Source organism: Nocardia rhizosphaerihabitans, from assembly GCF_014646295.1.
Lineage (GTDB): Bacteria > Actinomycetota > Actinomycetes > Mycobacteriales > Mycobacteriaceae > Nocardia > Nocardia rhizosphaerihabitans.
The window spans coordinates 140,899-163,589 of sequence record NZ_BMNE01000007.1; the positions used below are offsets into that span (position 1 = coordinate 140,899).

Sequence of the window (22,691 nt, forward strand, 5' to 3'; positions counted from 1 at the left end):
ATGACCGATTTCGATCTCGTCATCACCGGCGGCACCTGGTTCGACGGCACCGACGCGCCTGCCGCGCGGCGCCATCTCGGCATCATCGACGGTGTCGTGCACCGGGTTTCGGCCGAACCGCTGCCTGTCGGACCGAACACCGAGGTGATCGACGCCGACGGCAAGTGGGTCGTGCCCGGCTTCGTCGACGTGCACACCCACTACGACGCCGAAGTGCTGATCAAGCCGGAACTGTCGGAGTCGTTGCGCCACGGCGTCACCACCGTCGTCATCGGCAACTGCTCGCTGTCGACGGTCCTGGCATCCAACACCGATTGCGCCGACCTGTTCAGCCGGGTCGAAGCCGTGCCGCGTGACGCGGTGTACGAGACGCTCGACCGCACCCGCACCTGGTCGGGTCCGGCCGAATACGCGAAGGCGATCGACGAGCTGCCGCTGGGGCCGAATATCGCCGCATTCCTGGGTCATTCGGATCTGCGCACCCATGTGCTCGGCCTCGGTCGCGCGGTCACCCAGGACACCAAGCCGACCGCCGCCGAGATCGAGCGGATGCAGGAGCTGCTCGGCGAGGCGATCACCGCGGGCTTCCTCGGCCTGTCGTCGATGTCGAACCCGCTCGACAAGATCGACGGCGACGAATACCGGTCTCGCTCGCTGCCCTCGACCTACGCGCGCGGCAAGGAGGTGCGGGCGCTGAACCGGGTGCTGCGCCGCCACCGCCGCATCCTGCAGAGCGCGCCGACGGTGAGCCTGCGCCCGAACATCGCCAAGTTCTTCCTGGCCAGCGCGGGGATCGGCCGCCGTCCGCTGCGCACCTCGCTGCTCTCGGCGGCCGACTCCAAGGCCTACCCGCCGCTGGTGTGGTTCATGCTGACGGTGGCGCCCCTGCTGAACCGTCTCGCGCGCACCGACTTCCGCTGGCAGCACGTGCCGGTGCCGTTCACCGTGTATGCCGACGGCATCGATCTGGTCGTCTTCGAAGAGTTCGGCGCCGGTGCGGCCGCGCTGCATCTGAAGGATCAGGTCGACCGCAACGAACTGCTACAGGACGAGTCCTATCGGCGCTGGTTCCGCAAGCAGTACGACAACAAGTTCACCCCGCGCATCTGGCACCGCGACTTCTTCGACGCCGAGATCGTGGCCTGTCCCGACCCGTCGGTGGTCGGCAAGACGATCGGTCAGGTCGGCAAGGACCGGGGTCTGCATCCGGTGGACGCCTACCTCGACATGGTCGTCGAGCACGGTGCCGCGCTGCGCTGGCGCACCACCATCGCCAACGACCGGCCCGACTACCTGAACAAGCTGGCCGCCAGCAGCGGCGTGCAGATGGGCTTCGGCGACGCCGGTGCGCACCTGCGCAACATGGCCTTCTACAACTACCCATTGCGCCTGCTGGAACGCGTGCTGCGCGCGCAGGAAGCGGGCAAGCCCTTCCTGAGCGTCGAACGCGCCGTCCACCGGCTCACCGGTGAGCTCGCCGACTGGTTCCAGATCGATGCCGGTCATCTGCGCGAAGGCGATCGCGCCGACCTGCTCGTCCTGGATCCGGCCGGGCTCGACGCCAGGGTGCACGAACTGCACGAGGCGCCGCTGCCGGAGTTCGGGCTCGACCGGATGGTCAACCGCAACGACGACGCCGTGGTCGCCACCGTCGTCGGCGGCAAGCGGGTGTTCGAGCGTGGCACGCTCGCCGACGGGCTCGGCACCGACTGGGGCACCGGCAGTTTCCTGCGCGCCGGTGCTGCCGCTGTCACCACACCGGCGGAGGGGTCCCGATGAAGTTGCGTCGGCGTCGTACCCAGCACGCCCACGTCGCGCTGCACGCGCGCAATGTTCAGTTCGACTGGACCGACACCGCCCTGCGGTGGATGCCGGACGAGCCGGTGGCCTCACATGTCGTCAACTCGCTGAATCTGCTGCTCCCCGAAGGGGAACGGATGTTCTGCGCGGCCTACAGCGAAGCGCTGCCGTACGTCGAGGATGCGAAACTGCGCGAGGACATGCTCGGCTTCATCGGCCAGGAGGCGATGCACGCCGAGACCCACCAGAAGGTGCTGGCCGGGGTGCTCGCCGCGCACGGCATCGACACCGCGCCGTATGTGCGGCAGATGGAATTCGTCTTCCGCAACACCCTCGGACCCCGCGAGGGCAGCACCGCGGCCACCGAGGCCCGCATGGTGGAGCGGCTGACCTTCATCGCCAGCCTCGAGCACTTCTTCGCCTGGCTCGGGGACTGGATCCTCAACGCCGACTTGGAGAAACACCACGCCGACCCGCGCATGCTGGACCTTTTCCGCTGGCACGGCGCCGAAGAGGTCGAACACCGCAATGTCGCCCACGACGTGGCGATCTACTTCGGCGCGGGCTATCTGCGGCGCGCGGTCATGATGATGATCGTCATCCCGATCCTGCTCGTCCTGGTCCTGCGCGGCACCCGCTACCTGATCAATCAGGATCCCGGCATGCCGAACATCGGCTACCCGATGCTGCTGTGGCGGATCCTGGGCGCGATGCGGCGCGGGGCGCTGCCGCGACTGCGCGCACTCGCGATCAGCGCCCTGTCGACGTTCAACCCACGCTATTCGCCGAACAGTGTCGGGTCGACCGAGCAGGCGATCGCGTACCTCGCCAAGTCTCCCGCGGCCAGGGCGGCGAACCAGTGACCCGCCCCGTCCCCACCGTGCTGCCGCCGGACCTGTACGGCAAGCACGTCCACGATCCGACCACCCGGGTTCTCGACCGGATCGCCACCGCGAAAGTGACGCTGTCGACGCTGATCAACCGGGGCAGGCTCCCATCCGGCGTGAACGACCATCGTTTTCCGGTCGTCGTCACCGACCGGGTCCTCGTCGCGGCCGACGCCGATGTGGTGAGTCTGCGCCTCGAGTCGCCGTCGGGGCGCAGCCTGCCGCGCTGGCAGCCCGGCGCGCACATCGACCTGGAACTACCGTCGGGCCGGATCCGCCAGTACTCCCTGTGCGGCGACCCCGCCGACCGCGGCGCCTACCGGATCGCGGTGCGCCGCATCCCCGACGGTGGCGGCGGATCGATCGAGGTGCACGACGAGCTGGCGGTCGGCACGGAACTGATGGTGCGCGGCCCGCGCAACGCCTTCCTGTTCGCTCCGCCCGGCCGCGGATCCACCGCGCGCCGACTGCATTTCGTGGCGGGCGGCATCGGCATCACCCCGATCCTGGCGATGGCCAGGGCCGCCGATCGGCTCGGCGTGCCGTGGACGATGGTCTACTGCGGCCGCACCCTCGACACCATCCCGTTCCTCGACGAGATCGCGGAGTTCGGTGACCGCGTCACGGTGCGCACCGACGCCGACCACGGCATCCCCACCGCCGCGGATCTGCTCGCCGGCGTCGACGGCGATACCGCGGTGTACTGTTGCGGACCGACCGTCATGACGGCCGCGCTCCTGAGCGCGATCAGGGACATGGACGGCGTCGAATTCCATTCGGAACGCTTCTCACCCGCCCCGGTCGTCGACGGCGCCCCCTTCGCCGTGCGACTCGCCGCCACCGGCGAAATCGTCGAGGTAGGCGCCGACGAAACCATGCTCGCCGCCATCCTGCGAGCCCGCCCGAACCAGCCCTACTCCTGCCGGCAGGGCTTCTGCGGCACCTGCGTCGTCCGAGTCGTCGCCGGCTCCCCCGACCACCGCGACACCGTTCTCACCGACTCCGACCATGCCGAGGGAAAGACACTCGCCTGTGTATCCCGTGGCCACGGAGACACTCTCGTTCTGGACCTGTGAGGGCAGAGGTTGATGCGGCGCGCGAATGTCGGAGGCTGTTTCTACAATCCGGGACGTGACGCTCACCCTCGCCGATCTCGCCGGCTACACCGATCGCGGCCTCGACGCCGATCTCGCCCGCTGGTTCCCTGACGCCGAACCGGTCGTCCTCCCCGCCGAAACCCGTTCGGTGGCCTCGTTTCTCGAGAAGCTGGCGCCTCTCGACGCCGCCGCACTGGCGGCCTTCGACCACCGGGTCCGCTCCGGCCGGCTACCACAATTCCTCGACATCTTCGACTGGTCCTACGCGTTCGACTTCGCCGGCAACGACTGCACCATTCTCGATGCCGACTACGCCACCGAACTCACCGACGAGGATGTGTTCTCCCTCGGCGCCGACGGCGGCGGCAACCTCTACGTCGTGCTCACCAACGGCCAGGTCGCGGTGTGGTTCCACGAGGAGGGTGTGCTCGAGGGCGGGACCCGTTTCGACAACCTCGACGTCTTCCTCTGGTCATATGTGCGCTACCGCGCGGTGCGAGCGGGCAAGCTCGCCCGCGCCGAGGTCGAGGCCGACTTCATCGCGCTCGGCCAGGACGGCGCGCTGGCCGAGAACCTGGGGCTGCTGAGCATGATGGCCTGAGTACCTTGCCCATCGTGGCCGCGACCTCCTAACCCGTACCGCGCAGCGACCGGGCCGCTGCGTCAGCGAGCTTGACGTCCTTGCGGCCCGGAAGTTCTGCGATATCCTGGCTCCAGGCAGCAGCGCCTTCTGACAGGCCTGTGCCGCGGTGTCGACGTCGTCCACCGCGCCATGCTCCCCGCGCACGCCGCGCGAATCGAAGGCCCTTGTTCTTTCCGGCCGATCCCTGACACCGGACCTCTGGTCCCGCTCCCGAGATCGATCGCCGCATTGCCTTGCCTCGACCACATCACAGAATGGAATGAAAGCCCATGAGTACCAACGGAATCACCGACGGCGCCGAGCGCGCGATCATCGAGAACATGCTCGACCGCAACCGCGCCGCACTCGTCGAGACCGCGCGCGGCCTGTCCGAGGCCGACGCCCGCCGACGACTCGTCGCGTCGCTGACGACACCGATCTCCTTGCTCAAACATGCCGCCGCCGCGGAACGGATCTGGTTTCAGCGGTTCTGGGCCGGCCTGGACGAATCCGAATGCGATGGCTACTCCCGCCGCGACGAGGGCACCTTCACCGTCACCGACGACGAATCCCTGGCCGATGTCATCGCCGAGTTCGAACGCGCCGGCAGGCGCTCACGGGAGATCGCGTCCCGCTTCGACCTCGACGACACCGTGGATATTCCCCGCGAGGGAAAGGTCAGCATGCGCTGGACACTGCTCGCCATGATCCAAGAGTTCGCCAGGCACGCAGGTCACGGCGATATTCTCCGCGAACAGATCGACCACCCCGCACCGCGATAAACCCGCTCCTGCTATCTGGCGTATCCAGCGCTGAATCCTGGCGATTCCGACAGGAAGTCGTCGGAGCCGCTAGACGACCTTTGCATCGATCAGCAGGCTCCAGATCTCGCCCTGGTCGACGACCTCGACCCCGAGCTTCTCCGCCTTGGTCAGCTTGCTGTCACCGACTCCCGCGCCGGTGATGAGCAGGTCGGTATTCGCCGAGACAGAGGACGCCGCCGTCGCGCCCGCCTGCTCACACAGGCGTTGAAATGTCGGTCGGGCGACCTTCTCCCCCGACCGCGGGTCGCTGATGGCGCCGGTGATCACCACCGTCTTGCCTTCCAGGGGCGCGCCGGCCGCGACGACCGGGGCGAGGTCCTCCGCGCGCACGTCCAGGTCGACACCCGCCGCCCGCAACCGCTCCAGCTCCGGACGCAGGCGGGTGAGGTGGGCGACCAGCGAGGCGGCGACCTTCGGTCCGATGTCCTCCACCGCGACGAGCCGTTCCTCACCCGCGTCGGCGACCTCCTCCAGTGAGCCGAATCCCGCGCGAGCCAAACGAGCCGCGGTGCCGTCGGAGGCCATCGGAATCGCCAGGCCGATCAGCGCCCGGCGCAGGCCGACCTGGCGACTGGCATCGATCGACTCGATCATCCGCGCGGCCGAGACCTCGCCGATGCGGTCGAATTCGAGCAGGCGCTCCTGGGTGAGGGTGTAGAAGTCCGACGGGCGCTCCAGGATTCCGGCCTCGGCGAGGCGCTCGATCCACACCTGCCCGATGGCGTCGATGTCGGCGGCGGCCCGCGAGGCCCAGTGGATCAGCCGCCGCACCGTCTGGGCGGAGCAGGAAACGTTGGTGCAGAACAGCTCTCGGCTGTTGCCCTGCTCGGTCACCGGCTGTCCGCACGAGGGGCAGACGGTCGGCGGCACGATCTCGCGCTCCTGGCCCGTCCGCTTCGCCGCGTCGAGCACGCCCGCCACGAACGGGATCACGTCGCCCGCGCGGCGCACCAGCACGGTGTCACCGATCTTGATGTCGCGGGCGCGGATGACCTCCTGGTTGGCCAGCGTCGCTTTCGTGACCGTCGTGCCACCGACGAAAACCGGCTCCAGCCACGCGACCGGGACGATCTTGCCGGTCTTGCCGACGTCCCAGACCACATCGGCCAGCACCGTGGTCTTCTCCTCCGCGGCGAACTTGAACGCCAGCGCGCCACGCGGCGAGTTCGACCGTGTTCCGGCCGCCGCGTAGGCATTTCGGTCGGCCAGCCGCAGCACGGCGCCGTCGAGGTCGTAGTCCAGTTCGTTGCGGCCCTGCTCGACCGCGGTGATCGCCGCCTGTGCCTGTTCGGCGTCGGTGCACAAGCGCATCTGGGCACCCTCGACGCCGAGCGCCCGCAACCCCTCCGCGAGGTCGACCGCGGCGCCGCCCGCGGAGGTGTCGAGATCGAAGCCGAAGAACTGCAGTCGACGCTCGGCGACCGTCGCGGGGTCCTTCGCCCGCAGTGTGCCTGCCGCGGCGTTGCGTGGATTGATCAGCGGCTTGTCCGGATGTGCCGTGTTGTAGGCGGCGAAGGTCGACCGCAGCATCACCGCCTCGCCACGCACCTCCACCCGTCCCGGGACATCGATCCGTTCGGGAACACCGTCGACCAGGGCGCGGACCAACATGGTGACGTCGTCGCCGGTGGTGCCGTCGCCGCGGGTCACGGCACGCACGAAGCGCCCGTCCTCGAAGACCAGGGCCAGCGAGAGGCCGTCGAGCTTGGGCATCACCACCACCGGCTGACCGGGGAAGCGGTTGAACAGCGCCTCGACCTGTTCGGGTTTGGTCGCCTTCTCGAGCGACAGCATGGGACGCGAGTGCCGGACCGGAGCGTGCAGCACCGCGGGCGCGCCGACCTGCTCGAGCGGATTCGGGTCGGGCGTGAGGTCGGGGTGTGCCGCGATCAGGGCACGAAGCTCGTCTTCGATCGTGTCGTACTCGGCGTCGGCGACCAGCGGCGCGCCTTGGTAGTAGGCGTCGCGCAGCGCCACGATACGGTCGGCGAGTTCTCGAATGCGTTCCCCAGTTTCCACAGCACGCGACGCTACCGATCCCCACCGACAACTCTGCCGCCGAGTGGGCGGAATCCGGGTCAGGACAGCGCGGCCCGCCGCGCCGCGACACGCGCCCACACCTGGGGATCGGTGCGCGGGCCGCCCGGAGTATCCGCGCCGTACCGCTGGATCTGGGCGTCGAGGTCCAGGGGCGCGGTCATCGAAGTGCCCGGGGCCAGCGCGTCCTCGACGTGTTCGTCGGGCACCAGCCAGCACACCTCGAACTCGATGCCGTCGGGGTCGCGGGCGTAGAGCGCCTTGGTCGACCCATGATCACTCGCCCCGGTCAGCGCGTGCGCCGCCACCAGCCGGTCCCGGACCGCCGCGAGCTCGGACAAAGTGTCCACCTCCCACGCCACGTGATAGAGCCCGACCGACCCCGCCGGTCCGGCCGCCGTCCTGGCCTGGAAGAGCCCGAGGTCGTGATCGTTGGCCGAGCCGGGGTGGCGCAGGAACGCACCGCCGGGGAACCCTTCGGCGAGCCGCTCGAATCCGAGCACGTCCTCGTAGAACGCGATACTGCGCGGCAGATCCGCGACGAACAGCACGATGTGGTTGATTCCCCGCATCTCCGATGACCTCCTGGATCGAATGTTCCCGACCCCTCACAGTCCCACGGATTCACCCCTCGGCAACACCGCATGACCGGGGAGCGGGACACCGACACCACCTGGGTGTGCAGGCGCCGCCTCGCCTGAGCAAGCGGGCACCTGCACCCCACCCGGTCGCCTAGTTAGGCGACGGACTTGCCGCGCAGGTCCCTTCTTCTCCCCCACTCGGTTCGGTTTCACCGGCCGACCGACCCCACGCCGGAGGGTCGACAACGGTCAGTGGTGTCTCGGCCGGCGGCCAGGTCGTCCATGCGGCAGCGGCGGCGTGTTCTGCGACAGATTTTCCCCAGTTCCACATTGTTTCGCTCCTCCCCAGAGCTCATTCGTGGTGTCACCAGGCTATCCGGCAGGGTTGCCAGTGCGCGAACGATTTTCGGCGTCGCGGGAGGAGCTGCGCCCCCTTGGGAAGGCTCTTCCGGGGCGCCGACACGCTGCTGTCGACGATTGCTACCCGGTTTCCACGATCGGCGGCGCACCATTGTGGTGCGCCGCCGACGTCGGCGCTCGCGGCGGCGAGAGTCCTTATCGCACAGCGGGACTCGCCTAGCTCAGCGTCTTCAATGCCGCCGCGTCGTACGGCTTCAGGTCGTCGGTTCGGCCGCCGAGGACCTTGGATGCCCATTCCGGGTCCTGGAGCAGGGCGCGGCCCACGGCGACCAAGTCGAATTCGTCGCGCTCGAGGCGGTCGAGGAGGTTGTCGAGGTTGCCGAGTTCGGCGCCCTCGCCGGTGAACGCGCGCAGGAAATCGCCGTCGAGGCCGACCGAACCGACGGTGATGGTCGGCTTGCCGGTGAGCTTCTTGGTCCAGCCGGCCAGGTTCAGGTCCGAGCCGTCGAACTCCGGGAGCCAGTAGCGGCGGGTGGAGGCGTGGAAGGCGTCGACACCGGCCGCGGCGAGCGGGGCCAGGATCGCCTCGAGCTCCTGCGGGGTCTCGGCCAGGCGCGCGCGGTAGTCCTGCTGCTTCCACTGCGAGTAGCGGAAGATCACCGGGAAATCGGGCGAGACGACCGCCCGGACCGCCGCCACGATCTCGGCCGCGAACTTCGTGCGGGCCACCGGGTCGCCGCCGTAGGCATCGTCACGGCGGTTCGTCTGTGCCCACAGGAACTGGTCGAGCAGATAGCCGTGGGCACCGTGCAGCTCGACGCCGTCGAAACCGATGCGCTCGGCGGCCTCGGCGGCCTCGGCGAAGGCGCCGACGACATCGTCGAGGTCACCCTGGGTCATCGTCTTACCCGCGCCCTCGGTGCCGTCGGCGCCGATCCCGGAGGGACCCATGGCCGGGGCGTCGGGGTAGGGTTGCTCGCCCTGGTTGCGGACCATGCCGATGTGCCACAGCTGCGGCACGATCGTGCCGCCCGCCGCGTGCACGTCCTCGGCGACCTTCGCCCAGCCCGCCAGCTGCTCCTCGCCGTGGAAGCGCGGCACCCGATCACTCTGCCCGGCGGAATCGTGGCCGACGTAGGTCCCCTCGGTGACGATCAGGCCGACGCCGGCGGCGGCGCGGCGGGCGTAGTAGGACCGCACGTCGTCACCGGGAACGCCGCCCGGGGAGAACATGCGCGTCATCGGCGCCATCACGATGCGGTTCGGGACGGTCAGGCCGTTCAACGTGACGGGCCGTGACAGGACCTCGGCGGTGCGGGAGGCGTCGGACGCGGTGACGATCACTGGATGCTCCTCAAAGCTACTTGACAATGTCGATGGTTGAGAACTTCAAGCAATACCGACACCGTAGAGGTAGATATTTGAGATGGTCAAGTTTCTGCGGATAGAGTGGTCTCATGACAGAAGCTCCTCGCGTCGACACGACCCAGCTCATGGAGCTGCTCGCGGTGTCGCTCGGCGCCTACTACGGGGACTTCACGGCCGCGGCGGCGAGCGAGAACCTCACCGCGAGCCAGGGCAAGACACTGACGGTGCTCCGCCGCGGGCCTGTCGCGATGCGCACCCTGGCCAGGGTCTTGTCCTGCGATGCCTCCAATGTCACCGGGATCATCAACCGGCTGGAGAAACGCAACCTCGTGCGCCGCGAGGCCAGCCCCTCCGATCGGCGCGTCACACGTCTGGTCATCACCCCCGAGGGCGAGCGGGTCACCGACGCGATCCGGGCGAAGATGCGTACCACCCAAGACGGCCTGAACAGCCTCAGCGACCAGGACCGCGACCACCTGCGCGCCCTGCTGGAACGGGTATTCGCCTCCCGGCCTTCCTGATCCACGGCACCTGACCCGCGGGCACCCGAACCGCGAACCCCTATGGCCGACCGGCCCGGGTGCACCTGGTCATGATCTAGCTCGGCCGGTCCAGGAGCGCCGCGACGGCGCGTTCGGCGCTCTGGGCGGCACTTTCCATCGTCGCCGACCAGTCGGTGCGGGTCCAGTCGCCTGCCAGCATCAGGTTCGGGACCGACGTGCGCTGGCCGGGGCGCAGGTCGTCGGTGCCGAGAACCTGGGAGAACGTCGCTTTGGGCATTTTCACCACGTGGCCGGTCACGACCTCGGCCTCGGCGGCTTCCGGATAGTAGCGGCGGATGAGCTCCATCTGCTCGGCGACGATCTCCTCGTTGCTCTTGTGGATCTGCTCGTAGGCGCCGCTGGTGGTCAAGCAGTACAGCCAGGTGCCGTCGGGTGTGCGACCGTGCATGCGCTGCCGGTCGAAGACCTGATCGATTACGCCGGTGCCGCCGATCAGCGCCTCCATGGCCGACTTGGTCTTCAGCGGCCGGTCCAGATACAGGTTCGTGCTCACGATCGGGGTGACGCCCAACTTGTCTGCGGCAGCGTATATTTCGGCATGCTCGGGCAGGTCGTCGAGGAGCCCGCCGATATTGGAGTTCGGGACCGCGCAGATCACCGCGTCGGCCTCGATCACCGAGCCATCCGCCAGCTGCACGCCGGTCGCCCTCCCGTCGGTGATGATGATCTTGCGAGCCACCGCCCGGTAGCGCACGTCGACCCCGTGGCGGTCGAAGACCTTCTCGGCACCGGAGATGTAGAGGGTGTCCAGGTCCACGGTGGGATACCCGATCGTGACACCCGTCCGGTCCTGCACCCCGATCCGGACCCCGGTGGCCAACACATCGGCGAACACCTTCGCCGACTCCCTGTCCACCGGCTCCGCCGCGATACCGAGCGCGAGCCAATCCCACAGGGCTTCCCGCGCTTTCGCGGGCATGCCGACGCGCTGGAACCACTGGTCGGTGGTGATGTCGGCGAGATCCTTCGGCTGCCACAGTGCCTGCCGAACCAGCTGCAGCGAGGACCGCAGCGCGCGCAGCCGCTCCAGCGGGCCCGCGTCGGGATGCGCACCCATCAGCGTGCGCCATGCTCCGAAACCCTTGGTATACAACATGACCGCGCGCCCGCCCGGCCAGCGCAGACTTCCGGCGCCCGGAAACTCGACGTACTGCCGGGTGCCGACGCTGTCCAGATACCGCCACAGACTGCGGTATCCGCTGGCCACCACATGCTGGCCGTTGTCGGGAAGGTCGTTCACCTCGGCGACGCGCATCGCCTGCGTGCGGCCACCCAGCCGAGCTCGCCGCTCCAGCAGCGTCACCTGTTTACCAGCCTCCGCCAGCCACACCGCGGCAGCCAGACCGGCCAGCCCACCTCCGATGACGACGAACCGGCGCGAATCGCTTGTGCCCACCATTGAGACAATGTAGCTCGAACTCTCTCTTTATATCGGCAGATGCCGTAAGGCGGGGCAACATCCATGTCCTGATCTGTGGGGACCATGGCCTGGACGCCATAGCAGCCGTCGCCAACACTGAATTCGTGAAGACAGTCCTCATCCTCGGATATCCGGGCCTCCAGGCGCTCGACCTGGTCGGTCCGTTCGAGGTGTTCACCTCCGCCACTCTCTACCTGACCGGCCAGGGTCGCGCAGATGACGGCTATTCGGTCGGCGTCGTCACTCGCACCGGCGAACCGGCCACCACACAGACGGGCCTCGCCCTGCTCGCCGGCCCTTGCCCGATCCTCGCGATCCGCTCGACACGCTGATCCTGCCCGGCGGTCTCGGGGTCGACGATGCCCGGCTCGATCCGGAGCTCGTCGCGTGGATACAGACCGCGGCCGAGCACACCCGCCGCATCGTCAGCGTCTGTACCGGCGCGTTCCTCGCGGCCCAAGCCGGCCTGATCGACGGCTGCGTGGCCACCACGCACTGGGCCTTCGCCGGGCCGGATGACCGGCGAATTCCCTTCGGTCACTGTCGATCCCGAGCCGATCTTCGTCCGCAGCTCCGAGCGCGGCTGGACCGCGGCGGGTGTCACTGCGGGAATCGACCTGGCATTGGCGCTCGTCGAGGACGACTACGGCACCGAGGCCGCGCAGATGGTGGCTCGCTATCTCGTCATGTATCTGCGCAGGCCCGGCGGACAGACGCAGTTCGCCGCGCCGGTATGGACGCCACGCGCCAACCGCGCACCCATCCGCGAGGTGCAGGAAGCGATCGAGTCCGAACCCTCTGGTGCACACAGCATTCCCGCGCTCGCGCGCCGGGCCGCGATGAGCCCGCGACACTTCACCCGGGTGTTCACCCAGGAGGTCGGCGAGGCCCTGCCCGACGCCGAAGTGCGCTTCGTCTGGCACGAGCCGGGTCCGATCCCGGCCGACTCGGGAGTGCTGCTGATCGGCGCGACACACTCTTTCGACGAGACCCCCTCCCCCGACATCATTCTGGTACCCGGGGGCATGACGTCGATGGAGCACGCCCGCGACGGGAAGCTGCCCGACTGGCTCCGTCGCGCCCACGAGTCGTCGACCTGGACGACGTCGGTGTGCTCGGGCTCGGCGATCCTGGCGGCCGCCGGCCTGCTGCGCGGCCGACGTGCTACGTCACACTGGCTCATGCTGCCCGTCCTCCGGACATTCGGCGTCGAACCCGTCGGCGAGAGCGACGGCCCAGTTCACCAAGGAGTCCATCCAGCTGCATCAGGTGCTTCCGGCGGTGCAGTTGCTGTGGAGCGCGGCGATCCACCGTGCTCGTCGGACGCGGAACTACCTAGCCGCGAGCCGAATTGCGTTCGGGCTGAGCGCAATCCTGTTCGTCGGCCGCGGCGTCGGATTACATCGATACATGGCAACACAGGTAACGCCGGCCGCCGAGGTGGACACTTTCACCGCCGAATGGCAGGAATGGCATCGGCTGCAGGAGGCGCAGCTTTCCGATCGGCACGGGTTCCTCGCCATCACGAGTCTGCACTGGCTCACCGAGAGCCCGGAGCGCTTCGACGATGCGCCCGGCGCCTGGTCGACCGGGGCCGATGGTGTGGTGGAAGGGCTCGAGCACGTCTACGACGCGCCGGGACTGGTGGAATTCGAGGTCGACGGTCAGCTGTTGCGCCTGACCGCGTTCCCCGGCAAGAATCCCGAGGACCTGTTGGCGCTGTTCACCGACGCGACCTCCGGCGTCACCACCTACGCGGCGAATCGCGCGGTGCGGGTGCCGACGCCGGATGCCGACGCGACGGTGGTGCTCGACGTCAACCGTGCGGTGAACCTGCCGTGTGCCTACACCGATCTGGCGACCTGCCCGCTGCCACCTGCCGAGAACCGGCTCCCGATCGCCGTGGAAGCGGGAGAGAAAATCCCCCACGAGCGCCAGGGATGAGCGCACCACAGATCAGCACGCTGGCGTTCCTGACCCCGGGCAACTACCTCGACGACGATCCGTACACCGGTCTCGAAGACACCCTGCAGCTGTTCGAGTTCGGCGAGCGCCTCGGGTTCGACGGTGCGTGGGTCCGGCAGCGGCATCTCGAGCACGGTGTGGGTTCGGCGGCGGTCTTCCTGGCCGCCGCCGCCCAGCGCACGAGCCGGGTGGAGTTGGGCACGGCCGTCATCCCGATCGGCTACGAGAGCCCGTTCCGGCTGGCCGAGGACCTGTCGCTGGCCGATGTGCTGTCGAAGGGCCGCTTGCAGCCGGGTTTCAGCGCGGGGACGCCTCCGCATGCCGACCTGATCGGCGATCTGGTCTTCGACGGCGACTGGCGTAGTTTCGACCTGTCCTACGGCCGGGTGGCCCGGCTGGTCGAGAACCTGCGCGGCCACTACCTCGGCGACGCCGTCATCCATTCGCCGGGCGGCACCCAGCGCCCTCGGCTCCAGCCGCACAGTCCCGGTCTGGCCGACCGTGTCTGGTACGGCGGTGGGAGCACCCGGTCGGTGCGCTGGGCCGCGGGGAGCGGGCTGAATCTGCTCAGCGGCAACATCGTCTTCGGTGACAGCAGTGACGATTTCGCGACGGCTCAGCTGGGCTTGATCAGCGACTATCGCGAGCGGATCGAGCCGTCGCGACCGGCGCGCGTCGCGGTCGGCCGAGTGATCGTTCCGTTCGACAGCGCCGATCGCGCGACCCGCGAGCGGTACCGCGCCTATGCCGCGAGCCGTCACGAACGCACCCTCGGCCCGCAGGGCGAGCGGCGGGTGCTCTACGCCCCGGATGTCGTCGGGACCGCCGAGCAGATCCTCGACCAGCTGCGGGCCGATCCGGTCCTCGCACAGACCAGCGAACTTCGTCTGGAGCTGCCCTACGAGTTCCACCGTGCGGACTACGAGCAGGTCCTGCACGACACGGTGGAGCTGATCGCTCCAGAGCTGGGGTGGAAACCCGCGCTCGGCTAGGTCGCGGCGAGGTGCCTGCCCTCGGCGAACTCCTCGACGATCTTGGCGCAGAACGCGGGGAGATCACCGGGGTTGCGGCTGGAGACCAAGCCGTTGTCGACGACGACCTCCTCGTCGACGACGATGCCCCCCGCGTTGCGGATGTCGGTGCGCACGCTCGGGTAGGAGGTGAGTGTGCGGCCGCGGACCGCGTCGGCTTCGACGAGGGTCCACGGTCCGTGGCAGATCACTCCGATCGGTTTGCCGGTGGCGGCGAAGTCCTTGACGAAGCGCACCGCCGCGGGATCCTGGCGGAGTTTGTCGGGATTGGTGGTGCCGCCGGGCAGGATCAGGGCGTCGAAATCGTCGGGGCTCTTCGCGGCGACGCGCCCCTCGACGGCGAAGGTGTCGCCCTTCTCGACGTCGTGGTTCATGGCTTGGATGCTGCCGGATTTCAGCGAAAGCAGTGTGGTCGTCGCGCCCGCCTCCTCGACCGCCGCGCGGGGCCGGACCAGCTCGATCTGTTCGACCCCGTCGGTCGCGAGAATGGCGACCCGCCTTCCTGTGAGCGTCTGCTCGGTCATCGTGCGTTCCTTCCGGGTCGGGCGTTGGCCTTCGTCTTCTGGTGGCGGTACCGCGGATTCCGGGTCCTAAACAGGATGTGGACCGTTCGTGTGCTCTGATGGAGAGACGCCCGCACGGGAGGTACCAGCGTTGGCCGACAATCGTGGGAGGGACGAGCAGGCTTTCCGGCAGGCCGCGATCTACGGCCTGTCGGTGATCGCGGTAGCCGCTGTGGTCTGCGTGCTCGCGACCGTGTGGGCCGCGAACCGCGACGCGTGCGCGGCGGCGGACACCCGACTGTGTGACGACGCGGCCAAGACCGCGGTGCTGTTCGGTCCCGCCGTGATCCTGCTGGCCGGCGGCATCGGCGCGTTCGTGCACACTTTTCAGCGATTCCGCGCGGGCCGCAGTTGGCGGGCCTGGCAGGGCGCGGGCTGGTTTCTGTTCGTCTTGATGACGGCCTATCTGGCGATCGGTGCCAGTTCGTGACGGCACACGGTGACGCCAACCGCCGTCGGCCCCGCAGGTGCGGGGCCGACGGCGCGAAGCGGCGAGCGTTGTCAGCGGCCGGTGCTGCCTGCGGTCAGGTCAAGGAGCGCTTGGCACAGGGGATTGTGCGTCTGGCTGTCGCCGTCGGCGAAGCAGGCGCCGAAAAGCACGAAGCCGAGTGGCCAGGCCAGCAGCATCTCGGCGGATCCTGACGCAGATCCGGTCTCTGTGTCGGCCGCGGGCGTGACGGTGGCCGGAGCGGCCTGCGCTGAGGCCTGACCCAGGGTTGCACCGACTAGGGCGCTCGAAAGAGCAATGGCGGCAAGGGTTTTGGTGAGTAGAGAAATCATGACTACCTCCTATGAACGTGTTCGCCGACAGTAGTCGAGTGACAACATTGTGAAATACCCAAGTTTTACTGTCTGTCGCGCCGTGGTCGATCCGTGGGAACCTACGGAAACCCGGTCTGTCGCCCATTCGGCCCATACAGTGGACGGATGCGTGGACGATCTCGAATCCTGCTGTCTTCGACCGCAACAGCCGCAGCAGCGCTGGCGCTGACCACCTTCCCGGCTGCGGCCGCCGAGCCATCCACCGCCCCCACCGGCTGCGCGGAGGTCCGGGTCGTCACCGTCCGGGGCACCCTCGAACCGCAGGTCGGCAGCCTGCTCCTCACTCCCCTGGGAAAGCGGATCGGTGACGAATCCGGCCGCCGCACCACGGTGACCGAACTCGAATATCCGGCCTCGATGGCCCCGGACAGCGCCATCCGCGGCGTCGAGAACCTGACCACTCTGCTGAACGAATCCGCCGCCACCTGCCCGGACCAGCAGCTCGTCCTGCTCGGCTACTCGCAGGGCGCCCGCGTCATCGGCAACACCCTCAGCGCAAGAAACGCGTTGACGGACCAGGCGGCCGCGCGGATCGACGCCGTCGCCCTGTTCGGCAGCCCGCTGTTCAACGGCGCCGAACCCTACAACCGCGGGAACTTCGACCCCGCCCTGTCCGGCACCGGCGCACTCCGCGCAGGCGCGCTCGCCGAATTCGCCGACCGCCTGCGCGACTACTGCAATGCCGGCGACCGCGTCTGCCAGGGTGGCGACCCGGCCGCCGGGTTCGCAAATGCCTTGAGCTACGGCCACTTCGCGTACTTCGTCAACGGCAACCGTGACCAGGCCGCGGCGTTCGTCGGCGAACAGCTCGGCTCATAGCCGTCGAAAGGCCGAGACCCGCGACATCCACGACCGGCTGTAAGCGGCCGGGACAGATCGATCGCCGCGTCAACCGTGTCGGCGGTCGTTGCCGTGGCATCGAGCATCCGGGCTCGGCGGCCTCGAGTCTCGCGAGGGCAGGCTTCTCAGGGGCGGTCGACGTCGGGGAGGATGGTCTCGGGCTTGAAGATCACCTTGTAGTGATAGCGGCTCACCTCAGCGGATTCGAGCTGTTCCACGAAGTAGCTCACGTTGTCCGACAGTCCGAGGAAGTGCTTCTTGTACTCGTCGTCACCGGTCTTGCACGTGACCTCGAGCTGGTTGTTCTCGTCCTTGATCGAGCACTTGCCTTCGATGGACAGCAGGTACTTGTCGGTGATTCCGTTGAAGAACACCACCCGACGGTCGATCTTGAACTGGTCCGATTCTTTGGACAGGTTCTTGGACACCACGTCGGCGTCACTCGAGCACCCGGTCGATGCGATGACACCCGCGGACAGCGCCACAGCAACGGCGACGAGCTTCGGCTTCATTTCCTACCCCCTACCTCAGTGATGGCGCAGTCACGATCGAGAAGCCCGGAAAGCCCGAGCCTGAACTCCCCCGTCTCGAACGTGCACGCCCGCACTACTTTAGACGTTCTCGCCTGTGGTAGATCGGGCCTTCGCGAGTTTTCTGTATCCGATCGGGGTTGCTGATCCCTCAGCCCTCGACGTCGGCGAGCCGGCGGGTCACGCACCCGTGGCGAAGTTTGTGCGGTGTCTACCGCGCGCGTGGCCGTACCCTGTTGAGTGCCTGCATGATTGGTGGCCGTAGCCCGTAGGATGGAGCCTGATGGACCACACGGACCCTTTCCCCCGCCCTGTTCCGTTCACGGTACCGAAGCTGCTTGTGGGCTTAGGGTCGCTATTGGTTGTCGCCGCGGCGATTGCGTCGTTCACCTTCACCTCCACCCTGGCGCGAGCGGCCGGAGTTCCTGAGCACCTGACCTGGTTGTGGCCGGTGGTGGTCGGCCTGACCGTCGCGCTGGTCGCCTGCACCTTCATCACGTTGGTCGGTATCCGCGACGAGAAGGCCACGTCCATGGTGCGGGTCTACGAGCTGTTGCTCATCGCCGCAGTGCTGGCCAGCATCTTCGGGAACGTGCTTGCCGTCTCCCGCGATCCGATCGAGATGGGCACCCTCGAGATCGCGACCGTGGTCTCCGTTCCCCCGATCTGCCTGATGATCTGTGTGGGCAACTACCTGCTGCTCACGGCAGTCGTTCCGGTCCGCATCGTGGCCGCGATCCCCGAGGACGACTGGCGGCTGAGGGTCCTCGGCATACCGGCCGCGCCGTCGCCGAAAGACTCGAACCCCGCCCACCCCGACGGTGCCGCGTGGTGGGATCAGCACCGCAGCGAGGCCCGAACTCCGACGACACCGAAGACCCGGACATAAGGGGCGAACCCACCGGGTCGAGGTCGGATACTGCGTCGCTGCCCTGGCAGCGGCGCGACGCGGGCCATAGTGGTGGCATGGGTAACCAGACCACGGTCGCTGCCGCGTTCGAATCTCTGCTAGGAGCCACCTTGGGCCCGCACCCTGCGGTGGGGTTCGAATTCTGGGATGGCAGCACGATCCAACCCGAAGGCGCGAGCCCCGGCACGATGCGCGTGCGATCCGAGGATGCGCTGCGCCACCTGGTCTGGGCGCCCGGCGAACTCGGCGTGGCGCGTGCCTTCGTCTCCGGCACAGTGGATCTCGACGGCGACATCTTCACGATGCTTCGAGCCCTCCAGTCGACCGCGCCGAACGACGCCCGTCTCGGCCTCGGTGCGGCCTGGCGGGCCATCGGCGCGGCACGGCGACTCGGGGCGCTCGGTCGCCGCCCGGACATACCGCCGGAGGAGGCGCGACCGCGGCGCGGACCGTTGCACACCAAGCGTCGCGATGCCGCGGCGGTCAGTCATCACTACGACGTCGGCAACGACTTCTACCGGCTGGTGCTCGGACCGAGCATGACCTACTCCTGTGCGCGCTTCGTGCCGGAGGATGACGGCTCGTTGGAGGACGCGCAGCGCGCCAAACACGACCTGGTCTGCCGCAAACTGGGCTTGTCAGAGCACTCGGGCATGCGCCTGCTCGACGTGGGATGCGGCTGGGGGTCGATGGCGATGCACGCGGCGTCGACCTATGGGGCGCAGGTCGTCGGCGTCACCATCAGCAGTGCTCAGGTCGAGCTCGCGCGCCGGCGAGTCGCCGACGCTGGACTGTCGGACCGTGTCGAGATCAGGCTCGCCGACTATCGGGACCTGCGGGGCGAGGAGTTCGACGCCATCTCCTCGATCGGCATGTTCGAACACGTCGGCACCAAGAACGCCGCCGAGTACTTCGACACCCTGCGCGCACTGCTGCGCCCACGCGGACGGCTGCTCAACCACGCCATCTCCTCGCCGGGCGGCTCCGTCATGCAGAATCGCTCCTTCATCGGGCGCTATGTCTTCCCGGACGGCGAACTCGTCGACGTGGGCGAAGTCGTCCTGGCCATGGAACGCGCCGGATTCGAAGTTCGTGACGTCGAAGCCCTGCGCGAGCACTACGCGCGCACCCTTCGCCAGTGGGTCGCGAATCTGGAAAACGCTTGGGAACAGGCGGTTTCATCTGCCGGCGAAGGGCGCGCACGAGTCTGGCGGCTCTATATGGCCGCCTCCGCGCTGGGCTTCGAGGACGGCGGACTCGGGATCCACCAGGTCCTCGGCGTGGTGCCGGAAGCAACGGGGGACGCCGATATGCCCACGACACGGCGCGCCTGGGGCTAGGCACTGCCGCGCTCACCCGCGAAGGAATCGCAACAGCTCTGCGGTGACGAACTGCGGGTTCTCTTCGACGAGCCAGTGTCCCGCGTTCGGAACGTCCACCGCGTGCACGATATTGGCCAATCGGGCCGCTGTACTCGCCCGGACCGGGTCGAGCTGTCCCTGCGCGGTCATGAGCAGAGTCGGGACATTCGTCGGCGCCGCCGCCACCGAATCGCGGACATCTTGGTCCAGGGCACGGTACAGCTCGAAACCGTCGGCCAGGTTCTCGGGCCGACTGTAAGTCCTTGCGTACTCGTCGATTTCGGCATCGGTGAACGGAGAACGTCGCGAGGTGCCACCGAAAGCCGTTCCACCGAAAGCGACTTGGGGATAGAACAAGGTCAGGTAGTCACGGACATTGTCGCCGACCACCGCCTCGGGGACCTGTTGCTGGGCGTGGAAGGCGATGTGCCAGCTCATCGAGCGGTAGGTCGGAGCGTCTACCGCTGGCCCGGGGAGCGGCAGGTCGAGGTATCCGAGACGTGCGGTGTCAGCGGGGAACTGGGTGGCGTACTGGAAGGCCACCGCGGCGCCGAAGTCGTGCCCGACGATCTGCGCGTCGCGCACCCCGAGCCGGTCCGCGATGAGGGTGTGGACGTAGCGGGCCAGGGTGGCCTTGCTGTAGCCGCTCGGCGAGCCGGTGCTGTCCCCCAGCCCCGGAAGGTCGACGGCGTAGACGGTGTGGTGCTCGGCGAGCGCGGGCATGATCTGCCACCAGCCGTACCAGGTCTGCGGCCATCCGTGGATGAGCACCACCGGCGAGCCGCTCCCTCCGGTCACGTAATGCATACGAACACCGTCGACTTCGGCGAACTCGTGCCGAAAGGTCTTGTCGAATTCCCGGTCGCCGTGCGTGGCGACCGCATAGGAGGGAACCTCTGCCGCGGTCGTCGTGCTGCACGCCGCGGAGCCGACCGTGAGCAGCGCGGAGATCGCGGTGACAGCCACCGCGCGGGCGTATCGATGCAGTCGGCCTGTCGGCCGTTGAGCTGCGATAGTCATCGTGTCTTCCTGGGGGGTCGGGAGTTTCGGTCCGTCCCGCCAGTTTTGGCCGACGCGGTGAGGTCCTGCAAGGAACCTTGCCGATTCGGCAACTTGCGCCCGTCCCGACGCAGGCCGCTACCGGCTTGCCCGGATCTCTTCGGTCGCCGCACGAAAGGCGGGTGCGGCGTGGGCGAAGTAGTCGAAGAGCACCGCGCGCTGCTCCGGTGTGTAGCGGTCGAGGATCTGGGCGATCCTGCGGCGGGCCGGTGCGACCAGCTCGCTGATTCCCGCGAGAGCCTCGGTCACCGGCTCGACGACGACCTTGCGGCGGTCGGTCGGGTCGCTGATTCGGCGGACGTAACCGGCCCGTTCCAGACGGTCGATGAGGCGGGTGGTCGCGCCGGTCGTCAGGCCTGTTCGCTCCGCCAACTGCCCCGAGGTCAAAGCGCCTGCCAAGGCGAGCTGGCTGAGCGCGTACCACTCGGAGGCATGCAGTCCTGCTGCTGCCGCCCCGGCCATGCCGTGTAAACCCACGGCATCGAGGTAGGCGCGGAAGACCTCCTCTTCGGCATTCTGCCGTGCACTGGTTGCCATGATGCTCGAAGCCTCCTACGCTGATAGTTGCACACGTGCAGATACTGACTGCGCGCAGATAATGTGCAGATTACCCACACGGAGGAAATCATGGCTCCCACTACCCAGGATGATCAGCAGGCCGTCACCGAGGTGATCGCCGGATTGGTAGATGCCTGGCGCCGTCACGATGCCGACGCCTACGGGGCGGCATTCACCCAGGACGCCACGTACATCACTTTCGTCGGTACCTACTACCGCGGGCGGAGCGACATCATCGAAAGCCACCGCACGCTGTTCGCCAAGTACCTCGCGGGCACCCAGCTGGCCGACGAAATCCTCGACATCCGATTCCTGGGGCCTGACACGGCCGTGGTCACCGGGCGCGGCGACACGTACAAGGGAGACCGCCCCGAGAAGCTGACCAAGATTCAGACCTACACGCTGGTCCGCGAGCCCTCCGGGCAGTGGCGCGTCGCGGCGTTTCAGAACACGAAGCGCAAGCCGGTGATGGAGGCGATCTCGTTCAGAACCGCTCCCGGCCTGATCCCGGCAGCCCAGCGGTGAGAGCACTGGACTGTGTCGGCGTAGGAGCGGCCGGACCAGGCCCGGCGACGACAATGGCGGTATGGCCACCAGCGTGGAACTACGCGCCTACGCCGAGCTGAACGACTTCCTGCGCCCGGCCGCTCGGTACGCGGCGCAGCAGCGACCGGTCCGGCCGCATCAGACCGTCAAAGACATCGTCGAGGCCGCGGGTATCCCTCACACCGAGGTCGATCTGATACTGGTCAACGGTGCGTCCGTCGACTTCGGCCACCACCCGCAACCGGGTGATCGGATCGCCGCGTACCCGATGTTCGAAACTCTGGATGTCGGGCCGCTGACGAGGGTGCGGGCGCGCCCGCTGCGCGATCCGAGGTTCATCGTCGACGTCAATCTCGGCGGCCTGGCCCGGCTGATGCGCCTGATGGGACTCGACACCCGCTGCGACTGGGCCGCCACCGACGCCGCACTGGCCGAGACAGCCGCCGCCGAACATCGCATCCTGCTCACCCGCGACCGCGGACTCCTCGCCCGGCGCACCGTCACCCACGGCGTCTTCGTGCACGCGGACCGGCCCTTCGAGCAGATCATCGAGCTGATCCGCAGGCTCGACCTCACCGATCGCCTCGCCCCCTTCACCCGCTGCCTACGCTGCGGCGGCATCGTCACCGACGTGGCGAAGGACGACATCATCGAGCACCTCGAACCGCTCACCCGCCGCTACTACGACACCTTTCGCCGGTGCTCGGAGTGCGGGCGCATCTACTGGGCGGGCTCACATCATCGCCGTCTCGACAACACCGTCACCCGAATCCGCGCAGCGACGAGAGTCCGAAAGGTCGTCGACTAGAGGCGTCACCGCCCGCAGCCGACAAGCCATCGATGGAAGGAATGTGCGTATCAGCCGACCAGACCGCCACCGCACGCGAGCACTTCACCGGTGACGTAATCCGACTCCGGCAAGCACAGCGGCCCCATTCTTTGGCGAC

Annotated in this window: 23 protein-coding genes and 3 pseudogenes; 17 read left to right on the forward strand and 9 right to left on the reverse strand. The window is 68.0% G+C overall.

The features are described 5' to 3' along the window. The 5 genes from IEY60_RS27650 to IEY60_RS27670 all read left to right on the forward strand — a co-directional run bounded on the left by IEY60_RS27650 (position 1) and on the right by IEY60_RS27670 (position 5,188). Entirely contained in the window at positions 1–1,779 is a 1,779-nt protein-coding gene (locus IEY60_RS27650) for an N-acyl-D-amino-acid deacylase family protein (protein WP_189033431.1), read from the forward strand. Further along, positions 1,776–2,663, forward strand: coding sequence for a metal-dependent hydrolase (locus IEY60_RS27655; RefSeq protein WP_189033432.1), 888 nt, complete (start codon positions 1,776–1,778; stop codon positions 2,661–2,663). Before IEY60_RS27650 ends, IEY60_RS27655 begins: the two co-directional genes overlap by 4 nt. Next, positions 2,660–3,763 (forward strand): PDR/VanB family oxidoreductase, encoded by a 1,104-nt coding sequence (locus IEY60_RS27660; protein ID WP_189033433.1) that lies wholly within the window; start codon positions 2,660–2,662, stop codon positions 3,761–3,763. Before IEY60_RS27655 ends, IEY60_RS27660 begins: the two co-directional genes overlap by 4 nt. 55 nt (positions 3,764–3,818) lie before the next feature. Continuing rightward, positions 3,819–4,385 carry a hypothetical protein gene (locus tag IEY60_RS27665; protein WP_189033434.1) on the forward strand — a complete coding sequence of 189 codons (567 nt, stop codon included), beginning with the start codon at positions 3,819–3,821 and terminating at the stop codon, positions 4,383–4,385. Between the two features lie 311 nt (positions 4,386–4,696). Further along, on the forward strand, positions 4,697–5,188 hold the full coding sequence (locus IEY60_RS27670; RefSeq protein ID WP_189033435.1) for a DinB family protein: 492 nt from the start codon (positions 4,697–4,699) through the stop codon (positions 5,186–5,188). Between the two features lie 69 nt (positions 5,189–5,257). Here the strand turns inward: IEY60_RS27670 and ligA are convergent, their stop codons facing one another. The 3 genes from ligA to IEY60_RS27685 form a co-directional block, all read right to left on the reverse strand. Next, positions 5,258–7,249, reverse strand: a complete 1,992-nt coding sequence (ligA, locus tag IEY60_RS27675; RefSeq protein WP_189033436.1) for an NAD-dependent DNA ligase LigA — start codon at positions 7,247–7,249, stop codon at positions 5,258–5,260. Between the two features lie 59 nt (positions 7,250–7,308). Next, positions 7,309–7,839, reverse strand: coding sequence for a VOC family protein (locus IEY60_RS27680; RefSeq protein ID WP_189033437.1), 531 nt, complete (start codon positions 7,837–7,839; stop codon positions 7,309–7,311). A gap of 585 nt (positions 7,840–8,424) precedes the next feature. Then, positions 8,425–9,552: an NADH:flavin oxidoreductase gene (locus IEY60_RS27685; protein ID WP_189033438.1), complete on the reverse strand. Its 1,128-nt coding sequence runs from the start codon at positions 9,550–9,552 to the stop codon at positions 8,425–8,427. A 113-nt stretch (positions 9,553–9,665) separates the two neighbouring features. Between IEY60_RS27685 and IEY60_RS27690 the strand changes: the two genes are divergently transcribed. Continuing rightward, the gene (locus IEY60_RS27690; protein ID WP_229740179.1) at positions 9,666–10,097 is read left to right on the forward strand and encodes a MarR family winged helix-turn-helix transcriptional regulator; all 432 of its coding nucleotides are present in this window, start codon (positions 9,666–9,668) and stop codon (positions 10,095–10,097) included. A 76-nt stretch (positions 10,098–10,173) separates the two neighbouring features. On the opposite strand, the gene hpnE is transcribed toward IEY60_RS27690, so the two are convergent. Beyond that, positions 10,174–11,538, reverse strand: a complete 1,365-nt coding sequence (hpnE, locus tag IEY60_RS27695; RefSeq protein ID WP_189033439.1) for a hydroxysqualene dehydroxylase HpnE — start codon at positions 11,536–11,538, stop codon at positions 10,174–10,176. A gap of 125 nt (positions 11,539–11,663) precedes the next feature. On the opposite strand from hpnE, the gene IEY60_RS36685 reads away from it, so the two are divergent. The 5 genes and pseudogenes from IEY60_RS36685 to IEY60_RS27710 form a co-directional block, all read left to right on the forward strand. Further along, entirely contained in the window at positions 11,664–11,891 is a 228-nt protein-coding gene (locus IEY60_RS36685; protein WP_444543808.1) for a type 1 glutamine amidotransferase family protein, read from the forward strand. Further along, positions 11,858–12,004, forward strand: a pseudogene (locus tag IEY60_RS36690) (DJ-1/PfpI family protein); the annotation flags it as partial. The gene IEY60_RS36685 and the pseudogene IEY60_RS36690, both read left to right, overlap by 34 nt. Before the next feature lie 394 nt (positions 12,005–12,398). Beyond that, a pseudogene (locus tag IEY60_RS36695) lies at positions 12,399–12,842 on the forward strand (DJ-1/PfpI family protein); the annotation flags it as partial. 127 nt (positions 12,843–12,969) lie between these two features. Then, complete coding sequence (locus tag IEY60_RS27705) at positions 12,970–13,503, forward strand: DUF1684 domain-containing protein (RefSeq protein WP_189033535.1); 534 nt, start codon at positions 12,970–12,972, stop codon at positions 13,501–13,503. Positions 13,504–13,562: 59 nt separating this feature from the next. Continuing rightward, positions 13,563–14,516 (forward strand): annotated as a pseudogene (locus tag IEY60_RS27710) (LLM class flavin-dependent oxidoreductase); the annotation flags it as partial. Here the strand turns inward: IEY60_RS27710 and IEY60_RS27715 are convergent. Beyond that, positions 14,513–15,079: a type 1 glutamine amidotransferase domain-containing protein gene (locus tag IEY60_RS27715; protein WP_189033440.1), complete on the reverse strand. Its 567-nt coding sequence runs from the start codon at positions 15,077–15,079 to the stop codon at positions 14,513–14,515. The pseudogene IEY60_RS27710 and the gene IEY60_RS27715 sit on opposite strands and share 4 nt — an antisense overlap. A gap of 130 nt (positions 15,080–15,209) precedes the next feature. Between IEY60_RS27715 and IEY60_RS27720 the strand changes: the two genes are divergently transcribed. After that, complete coding sequence (locus IEY60_RS27720) at positions 15,210–15,548, forward strand: hypothetical protein (protein ID WP_189033441.1); 339 nt, start codon at positions 15,210–15,212, stop codon at positions 15,546–15,548. A gap of 71 nt (positions 15,549–15,619) precedes the next feature. Here IEY60_RS27720 and IEY60_RS27725 read toward each other — a convergent pair whose 3' ends face one another. Beyond that, positions 15,620–15,898: a hypothetical protein gene (locus IEY60_RS27725; protein WP_189033442.1), complete on the reverse strand. Its 279-nt coding sequence runs from the start codon at positions 15,896–15,898 to the stop codon at positions 15,620–15,622. 147 nt (positions 15,899–16,045) lie between these two features. Here IEY60_RS27725 and IEY60_RS27730 point away from each other — a divergent pair, with 147 nt between their 5' ends. After that, positions 16,046–16,759 (forward strand): cutinase family protein, encoded by a 714-nt coding sequence (locus IEY60_RS27730; RefSeq protein WP_189033443.1) that lies wholly within the window; start codon positions 16,046–16,048, stop codon positions 16,757–16,759. Between the two features lie 146 nt (positions 16,760–16,905). Here IEY60_RS27730 and IEY60_RS27735 read toward each other — a convergent pair whose 3' ends face one another. Next, positions 16,906–17,292, reverse strand: a complete 387-nt coding sequence (locus IEY60_RS27735) for a beta-sandwich lipoprotein (RefSeq protein WP_189033444.1) — start codon at positions 17,290–17,292, stop codon at positions 16,906–16,908. A gap of 358 nt (positions 17,293–17,650) precedes the next feature. On the opposite strand from IEY60_RS27735, the gene IEY60_RS27740 reads away from it, so the two are divergent. Continuing rightward, positions 17,651–18,199 (forward strand): DUF2637 domain-containing protein, encoded by a 549-nt coding sequence (locus IEY60_RS27740; RefSeq protein WP_189033445.1) that lies wholly within the window; start codon positions 17,651–17,653, stop codon positions 18,197–18,199. A gap of 77 nt (positions 18,200–18,276) precedes the next feature. After that, positions 18,277–19,560, forward strand: coding sequence for a class I SAM-dependent methyltransferase (locus IEY60_RS27745; RefSeq protein ID WP_189033537.1), 1,284 nt, complete (start codon positions 18,277–18,279; stop codon positions 19,558–19,560). A 12-nt stretch (positions 19,561–19,572) separates the two neighbouring features. Here the strand turns inward: IEY60_RS27745 and IEY60_RS27750 are convergent, their stop codons facing one another. Continuing rightward, complete coding sequence (locus IEY60_RS27750; RefSeq protein ID WP_189033446.1) at positions 19,573–20,601, reverse strand: alpha/beta fold hydrolase; 1,029 nt, start codon at positions 20,599–20,601, stop codon at positions 19,573–19,575. A 117-nt stretch (positions 20,602–20,718) separates the two neighbouring features. After that, positions 20,719–21,177, reverse strand: coding sequence for a MarR family transcriptional regulator (locus tag IEY60_RS27755; RefSeq protein ID WP_189033447.1), 459 nt, complete (start codon positions 21,175–21,177; stop codon positions 20,719–20,721). A gap of 63 nt (positions 21,178–21,240) precedes the next feature. Here IEY60_RS27755 and IEY60_RS27760 point away from each other — a divergent pair, with 63 nt between their 5' ends. Beyond that, positions 21,241–21,723, forward strand: a complete 483-nt coding sequence (locus tag IEY60_RS27760) for an SgcJ/EcaC family oxidoreductase (RefSeq protein WP_229740181.1) — start codon at positions 21,241–21,243, stop codon at positions 21,721–21,723. A gap of 61 nt (positions 21,724–21,784) precedes the next feature. Continuing rightward, entirely contained in the window at positions 21,785–22,552 is a 768-nt protein-coding gene (locus tag IEY60_RS27765) for a Mut7-C RNAse domain-containing protein (RefSeq protein ID WP_189033448.1), read from the forward strand. Positions 22,553–22,691: the final 139 nt, after the last annotated feature.

Bases quoted from the DNA above. Each gene is read 5' to 3' on its own strand.
- IEY60_RS27655 (WP_189033432.1), top strand. From the start codon at position 1,776: ATGAAGTTGCGTCGGCGTCGTACCCAGCACGCCCACGTCGCGCTGCAC.
- IEY60_RS27690 (WP_229740179.1), top strand. From the start codon at position 9,666: ATGACAGAAGCTCCTCGCGTCGACACGACCCAGCTCATGGAGCTGCTC.
- IEY60_RS27650 (WP_189033431.1), top strand. From the start codon at position 1: ATGACCGATTTCGATCTCGTCATCACCGGCGGCACCTGGTTCGACGGC.
- IEY60_RS27730 (WP_189033443.1), top strand. From the start codon at position 16,046: ATGCGTGGACGATCTCGAATCCTGCTGTCTTCGACCGCAACAGCCGCA.
- IEY60_RS27755 (WP_189033447.1), bottom strand. From the start codon at position 21,177: ATGGCAACCAGTGCACGGCAGAATGCCGAAGAGGAGGTCTTCCGCGCC.
- IEY60_RS27765 (WP_189033448.1), top strand. From the start codon at position 21,785: ATGGCCACCAGCGTGGAACTACGCGCCTACGCCGAGCTGAACGACTTC.
- IEY60_RS27680 (WP_189033437.1), bottom strand. From the start codon at position 7,839: ATGCGGGGAATCAACCACATCGTGCTGTTCGTCGCGGATCTGCCGCGC.
- IEY60_RS27735 (WP_189033444.1), bottom strand. From the start codon at position 17,292: ATGAAGCCGAAGCTCGTCGCCGTTGCTGTGGCGCTGTCCGCGGGTGTC.
- IEY60_RS27745 (WP_189033537.1), top strand. From the start codon at position 18,277: ATGGGTAACCAGACCACGGTCGCTGCCGCGTTCGAATCTCTGCTAGGA.
- IEY60_RS27705 (WP_189033535.1), top strand. From the start codon at position 12,970: ATGGCAACACAGGTAACGCCGGCCGCCGAGGTGGACACTTTCACCGCC.
- IEY60_RS27715 (WP_189033440.1), bottom strand. From the start codon at position 15,079: ATGACCGAGCAGACGCTCACAGGAAGGCGGGTCGCCATTCTCGCGACC.
- IEY60_RS27725 (WP_189033442.1), bottom strand. From the start codon at position 15,898: ATGATTTCTCTACTCACCAAAACCCTTGCCGCCATTGCTCTTTCGAGC.
- IEY60_RS27670 (WP_189033435.1), top strand. From the start codon at position 4,697: ATGAGTACCAACGGAATCACCGACGGCGCCGAGCGCGCGATCATCGAG.
- IEY60_RS27750 (WP_189033446.1), bottom strand. From the start codon at position 20,601: ATGACTATCGCAGCTCAACGGCCGACAGGCCGACTGCATCGATACGCC.
- hpnE (WP_189033439.1), bottom strand. From the start codon at position 11,538: ATGGTGGGCACAAGCGATTCGCGCCGGTTCGTCGTCATCGGAGGTGGG.